This window comes from Mesorhizobium sp. B4-1-3, assembly GCF_006439355.1.
GTDB lineage: Bacteria > Pseudomonadota > Alphaproteobacteria > Rhizobiales > Rhizobiaceae > Mesorhizobium.
In genome coordinates this window covers 21184-27365 of the sequence record NZ_VFTG01000045.1, presented here as the reverse complement: position 1 = coordinate 27365, position 6182 = coordinate 21184, and the positions used below count along the sequence as shown (strand labels likewise).

At 62.8% G+C, this 6182-nt stretch carries 6 protein-coding genes and 1 pseudogene; all 7 read right to left on the bottom strand.

From position 1 onward, the window contains the following. Positions 1 to 692 (bottom strand): biotin/lipoyl-containing protein (locus FJW06_RS29215; protein WP_140757026.1); only part of this gene is annotated, 692 nt, incomplete at its 3' end. An 18-nt stretch (positions 693 to 710) separates the two neighbouring features. Next, complete coding sequence (locus FJW06_RS29210; protein WP_140757024.1) at positions 711 to 2138, bottom strand: pyruvate dehydrogenase complex E1 component subunit beta; 1428 nt, start codon at positions 2136 to 2138, stop codon at positions 711 to 713. A gap of 15 nt (positions 2139 to 2153) precedes the next feature. Continuing rightward, entirely contained in the window at positions 2154 to 3191 is a 1038-nt protein-coding gene (gene pdhA / locus FJW06_RS29205) for a pyruvate dehydrogenase (acetyl-transferring) E1 component subunit alpha (protein WP_140757022.1), read from the bottom strand. 176 nt (positions 3192 to 3367) lie between these two features. Beyond that, positions 3368 to 3691 carry a septum formation initiator family protein gene (locus FJW06_RS29200; RefSeq protein WP_140757020.1) on the bottom strand — a complete coding sequence of 108 codons (324 nt, stop codon included), beginning with the start codon at positions 3689 to 3691 and terminating at the stop codon, positions 3368 to 3370. 157 nt (positions 3692 to 3848) lie between these two features. After that, the gene (eno, locus tag FJW06_RS29195) at positions 3849 to 5123 is read right to left on the bottom strand and encodes a phosphopyruvate hydratase (protein ID WP_140757018.1); all 1275 of its coding nucleotides are present in this window, start codon (positions 5121 to 5123) and stop codon (positions 3849 to 3851) included. 389 nt (positions 5124 to 5512) lie between these two features. Next, positions 5513 to 5878 (bottom strand): PRC-barrel domain-containing protein, encoded by a 366-nt coding sequence (locus FJW06_RS29190; RefSeq protein WP_112129178.1) that lies wholly within the window; start codon positions 5876 to 5878, stop codon positions 5513 to 5515. A gap of 72 nt (positions 5879 to 5950) precedes the next feature. Next, positions 5951 to 6156: pseudogene (locus tag FJW06_RS30985) on the bottom strand (dodecin family protein). Positions 6157 to 6182 lie beyond the last annotated feature (26 nt).

Sequence of the window (6182 nt, the reverse complement as noted above, 5' to 3'; positions counted from 1 at the left end):
TTGTCGTGCGGGACAAGCTCGTAGGAGCCTTCGGCAAACAGCTTCAGCACCTGATCGTCCGACATCGGCTTCGGCGCGGCAGCCGGCGCGGACGGGGCGCCGGCGGGCGCCTTCGCAGCCGGCGCAGCCTTGGCGTCGCCTGAGGCGATCGCCGCCTCGACGTCGACCTTCACCACGCGGCCATGCGGACCGGAGCCGGTCAGCGCCGTCACGTCGACGCCGGCATCCTTGGCGATGCGGCGGGCCAGCGGCGATGCAAAGACCCGATCACCGGCGGCGTGTCCGTTGGCGGCGGGAGCGGGCTCGGCCTTCGCCTGTGCGGGCGCCGCGGCGGCTGCCGCAGGCTTGGGTGCTTCCTTGGGCGCTTCGGCCTTCGGAGTGTCCGCTTTTGGCGCTTCGGGCTTGGGCGCGGTGCTGCCACCGCTCTTGGCGGCAGCGGCAGCATCCTCACCCTCTCCGGCCAGGATGGCGATCAGCGCGTTGACCTTGACGCCTTCGGTGCCGGCCGGAACCACGAGCTTGGCGACCGTGCCTTCATCGACGGCCTCGACTTCCATCGTCGCCTTGTCGGTCTCGATCTCGGCGATCACGTCGCCCGGCGAAACCTTATCGCCTTCCTTGACCAGCCACTTGGAAAGATTGCCCTCTTCCATGGTCGGGGAGAGCGCCGGCATGGTGATGTTGATTGGCATGATGTCCTCCCGACCGGCTCAGCGATAGGTAACGGCTTTGACCGCCTCGACGACCTCGCCGACATTGGGCAAAGCCAGCTTTTCCAGATTCGCCGCGTAAGGCATCGGCACGTCCTTGCCGGCGATGGTGATCACCGGCGCATCGAGGTAGTCGAAGGCGCGCTGCGAGACCTGGTTGGCGATGTGGTCGCCGACCGAATTCTGCGGGAACCCTTCTTCCACCACCACGAGCCTGTTGGTCTTCTTGACCGAGGCGATGATCGTGTCGAAGTCGAGCGGCCGGATCGTTCTCAAATCGATGATCTCGGCATCAATGCCCATGCCGCGCAGCTCGGCCTCCGCCTTGACCGCATAGGTCATGCCGATGCCGAAGGAGACGAGGGTGACGTCCTTGCCCTGCTTGTGGATGCGCGCCTTGCCGATCGGCAGGACGAAATCGTCGAGCTTCGGCACGTCGAAGGAATGGCCGTAGAGGATTTCGTTCTCGAGGAAGATGACCGGGTTCGGATCGCGGATCGCGGCCTTCAGCAGGCCCTTGGCGTCGGCGGCCGTGTAAGGCATCACCACCTTGAGGCCGGGAATGTGGCTGTACCAGGCGGCATAGCACTGCGAATGCTGGGCGGCGACGCGGGCGGCAGCACCATTCGGGCCACGGAAGACGATCGGCGCGCCCATCTGGCCGCCCGACATATAGAGGGTCTTGGCGGCGGAGTTGATGATCTGATCGATCGCCTGCATGGCGAAGTTGAACGTCATAAACTCGACGATCGGCTTCAGGCCGGCCATCGCAGCGCCGACGCCGACGCCGGCGAAGCCGTGCTCGGTGATGGGCGTGTCGACGACGCGGCGCGGCCCGAATTCCTGCAGCAGGCCTTGCGTGATCTTGTAGGCGCCCTGGTATTCGGCGACCTCCTCGCCCATGACGAAGACGTCGCCGTCGCGGCGCATTTCTTCCGCCATGGCGTCGCGCAGCGCCTCACGCACCGTGGTCGACACCATCTGGATACCGGCGGGAATGTCCGGATCGGCGACCGGCTTTGCTGCCGGAGCGGCGGGGACCGCTTTCGGAGCCTCACCGGCATCCTGCGGAGATGCTTTGGAGCCTTCCTCGGCTGCGTCGGTGCGTTGGCCGCCCGAGGAAACCGCGTCCTGAGTGGAAGCGGGCTGAACCTTGCCGCCCTTTTCGATATCGGCCGCACTTTCGCCGTCCTGCAGCAGCACGGCGATCACGGCATTGACCTTGACGCCTTCGGTGCCGGCGGGAACCACGATCTTGCCTAGGGTGCCTTCGTCGACAGCCTCGACTTCCATCGTCGCCTTGTCGGTCTCGATCTCGGCGATCACGTCACCGGCGACGACCTTGTCGCCTTCGTTCTTCAGCCATTTGGAAAGATTGCCCTCTTCCATCGTCGGCGAGAGCGCGGGCATGAGAATTTCGATCGGCATGTCCTTGCCCTCTCCTTAGAGTACGATGTCGGTCCAGAGCTCGGACGGATCCGGCTCGGCGTCGTTCTGGGCGAATTCGGCGGCGTCGGCGACGATGTCGCGGACTTCCTTGTCGATGGTCTTGAGCTCGTCCTCGCTTGCCCATTTCTTGTCGAGCAATCGCGCCCTGACCTGCTCGATCGGGTCGTGCTCGGAGCGCATCTTCTGCACTTCCTCCTTGGAGCGGTATTTTGCTGGATCGGACATCGAATGGCCGCGATAGCGATAGGTCTGCATCTCGAGGATCAGCGGGCCGTTGCCGGCGCGGCACCATTCGGTGGCGAGATCGGCCGCCGACTTCACGGCGCGAACGTCCATGCCATCGACCTGAATGCCCGGAATCCTGAAGGAAGCGCCGCGATGCGAAAAATCGGTCTCGGCCGACGAGCGCGACACGGATGTGCCCATGGCGTAGCGGTTGTTCTCGATGATGTAGATCACCGGCAGCTTCCACAGCGAGGCCATGTTGAAGCTTTCATAGACCTGGCCCTGGTTGGCCGCGCCGTCGCCGAAATAGGTCAGGCAGACATTCTTGTTGTCGCGGTAGCGGTTGGCGAAGGCGAGACCGGTGCCGAGCGACACTTGGGCGCCGACGATGCCGTGGCCGCCATAGAAATGCTTCTCCTTGGAGAACATGTGCATGGAGCCGCCCTTGCCCTTCGACAGACCGCCGCGGCGGCCTGTGAGCTCGGCCATGACGCCGCGCGGCGACAGCTCCATCGCCAGCATATGGCCGTGATCTCGATAGGCGGTGATCATCTGGTCGCCTTCGACCAGCGCCATCTTCATGCCGGTGACGACGGCCTCCTGGCCGATATAGAGATGGCAGAAGCCGCCGATGAAGCCCATGCCGTAGAGCTGGCCGGCCTTCTCCTCGAAGCGGCGGATCAAGAGCATGTGCCGGTAGGCGGAAAGCTCTTCTTCCTTGGTGAAATCAGCGGGTTTGGGCGCTGACAGATTGGGCTGTTTGTCGGATCTGGATTTGGCGGGCGCTTTTTTGGCGGCGGTGGCCATGCGTCACTCCCTGCTGGCGTCTCTTCGCGGACATTCAGGGGAGATCAATCGCCTCCCCACCGATTTGCGCGAGGCTAACATGCAAGGACGCGTTGCGCCATGCTGAAAAATGCATGGCTGGCATGCATCTAAGCGATTAGAATCATTGTGAATAAAGGCGATTAACCGAAATTCGGTTATTTCGTCGGGGCGGGCAACATGATGGTGATTTCGTCGGGCTGCGACAGATTGAGCGCCTTTCGGGCCTGCTCGTCAAGCATATCCTTCTCCAGCGTGCCTTCATGCATCAGCTGGACACGGCGCTCGAAGTCGATCCGGCGCGCCTTCACGGCATCGAGCTGGGCCTGCAGTTCGATCTTCCGGGCCTCGAGCCGATATTTGGAATAGATGCCGAATTCGCCGTGATAGGCATGGAAGCCGAAATAGGCCAGGAAGAGCACGCAGAGCGAGGGAATGATCAGCCTGCCGGTGTTTCTCTGCTTGTGCTGACGTGTCCACATGACCCGAACCCTCGCGGCCGCGAACGCAAGCGGCCATGAGTCGTATTTCGCCCGATTGTGCTTAATGGACGGTTACGGGCGACCTGTTGCAGGATCGCCGGAAACGAAAAAAGGGCGGGAACGACCCGCCCTTTTTAGCCTCTTCGAACAGGCCGGATCAGCCCTTGACCACCGACTTGCCGGCGTAGCACGCCTGCTTACCGAGCTCTTCCTCTATACGGATGAGCTGGTTGTACTTCGCCATGCGGTCGGAGCGCGACAGCGAGCCGGTCTTGATCTGCCCGCAATTGGTGGCGACGGCGAGGTCGGCGATGGTCGAATCCTCGGTCTCGCCCGAGCGATGCGACATGACGGCGGTGTAGCCGGCCTTGTGCGCGGTCTCGACCGCGTCGAGCGTCTCGGTCAGTGAGCCGATCTGGTTGACCTTGACCAGGATCGAATTGGCGACGCCCATGCGGATGCCGTCGCGCAGCCGCGCCGTGTTGGTGACGAAGAGATCGTCGCCGACGAGCTGGACTTTCTTGCCGATCAGGTCGGTCAGGATCTTCCAGCCGTCCCAGTCGTCCTCAGCAAGGCCGTCCTCGATGGTGATGATCGGATAATCGGAGGCGAGTTTGGCAAGGTATTTGGCCTGCGCCTTGGGGTCACGGGTCTTCTTCTCGCCCTCATAGACATAGTTGCCGTCCTTGAAGAACTCGGTCGCCGCGCAATCGAGGCCGAGCGCAACGTCCTCGCCCGGCTTGAACCCGGCCTTCTCGATCGATTCCATGATGAAATCGAGCGCGGCCGGCGCGCTCTTTAGGTTGGGAGCAAAACCGCCCTCGTCGCCGACATTCGTGTTGTGGCCGGCGTCCTTGAGTTTCTTGCGAAGCGTGTGGAAGATCTCCGAGCCCCAGCGCACGCCGTCGCGCAGCGTCGGCGCGCCGACAGGCAGGACCATGAACTCCTGGAAGTCGATCGGGTTGTCGGCATGCGCGCCGCCATTGATGATGTTCATCATCGGCACCGGCAGGATGTGCGCCTTGGTGCCGCCGACATAGCGGTAGAGCGGCAGGCCGGCGGCTTCCGCCGCGGCCTTGGCGACCGCCAGCGATACGCCAAGGATGGCGTTGGCGCCGAGGCGGCTCTTGTTGGGCGTGCCGTCGAGCTCGATCATCGTCTGGTCGATATGGATCTGGTTCTCGGCCTCCATGCCGCCGATCGCCTCGAAGAGCTCGCCGTTCACCGCCTCGACCGCGCGCTGGACGCCCTTGCCGAGATAACGCGAACCGCCGTCGCGCAGTTCGACCGCCTCATGCGCGCCGGTCGATGCGCCCGACGGCACCGCGGCGCGGCCCATCGAGCCGTCCTCCAGCACCACGTCGACCTCGACGGTCGGATTGCCACGGCTGTCCAGGATTTCACGCCCGACGATGTCGATGATGGCGGTCATTTGCGATGTCCCCGATTGATCGATTGAAGCGTCGCGCCCCTCTTAGCCAAAGCGGCGCAAAAGGCAATCGGCGCTGCGGCAATTATTGCCGGGAGCCGGATTCACGAAGCGCAAATTTCTGTCATCATAAGTCATGCGCGTTGCGTGGCCTTCTCATCTATGGTCGCGTTCGCGCGGGGCGAAACAGGAGGAGTTTCGCCATGTCCCAGTTGAGCGGTATCGTGAGTTTGTTCCTGATCGTGGCGGCGTTCCTGACGTCATGCGACGGTCAGAAACCCCAGCAGAGTTCGGCAGAGCTATCGACTCTCAACGCAGCGGAGTAGTTAAACGTCAAAGGCCCCCGGCTTCATTGCAGGGGGCCTTTCGATTCCCTGCGCCCAATCAAGCGATCAATGCCAATAGGGCTTCACGTGGTAATACTGGAATGAGGCATCGCGGGCCGCCTCGCCGTCGGCGCCGGTCAGCTCATCGATCGAATATGCCGGCGCGGCCTGCAGCTGCTCCTTGGTGAACGGCACGACATAGCCGCCTTTGTCCTCGTCATAGTCAAGGGTCGCCCACGGGACCGCATGGTACTTCTCGCCCATGCCGAGGAAGCCGCCGAAGCCGATCACGGCGAACATGATGCCGTTCGACATCTTGTCGAGCATCACATCCTCGATGCTGCCGATGCTCTTGCCTTCGGTGTTGTAGACGGACGTGCCGATGACGCGCGAGGCGGCAATGGCTTCAGTGTGCCCGGAAGGGGTGGTCATGATGGTGCTCCTCTCGATGAATGCCTGCATTGACAATGAGAGGAGCGCGCTAAGGTTCCCGACGACTTTGGCTCAGCTGTCGGTGAGGATGAAGGTGACTTTCGTACTGACGCGGTAGGCGGCGATCTTGCCGTCCTCGACGACGATTTTCTAGTCCTGGATCAAGGCACCCTCGACGTTCTTCAGGGTCTTTGCGGCGCGCGCGATGACCTGCTCGAGCCATCCGGAAAGCTCTTCGTGGACGACGACGTGATTTCGGTGATGCGGGCAACGGACATGGGCTTCCTCCTGCCAAGACGCTCAG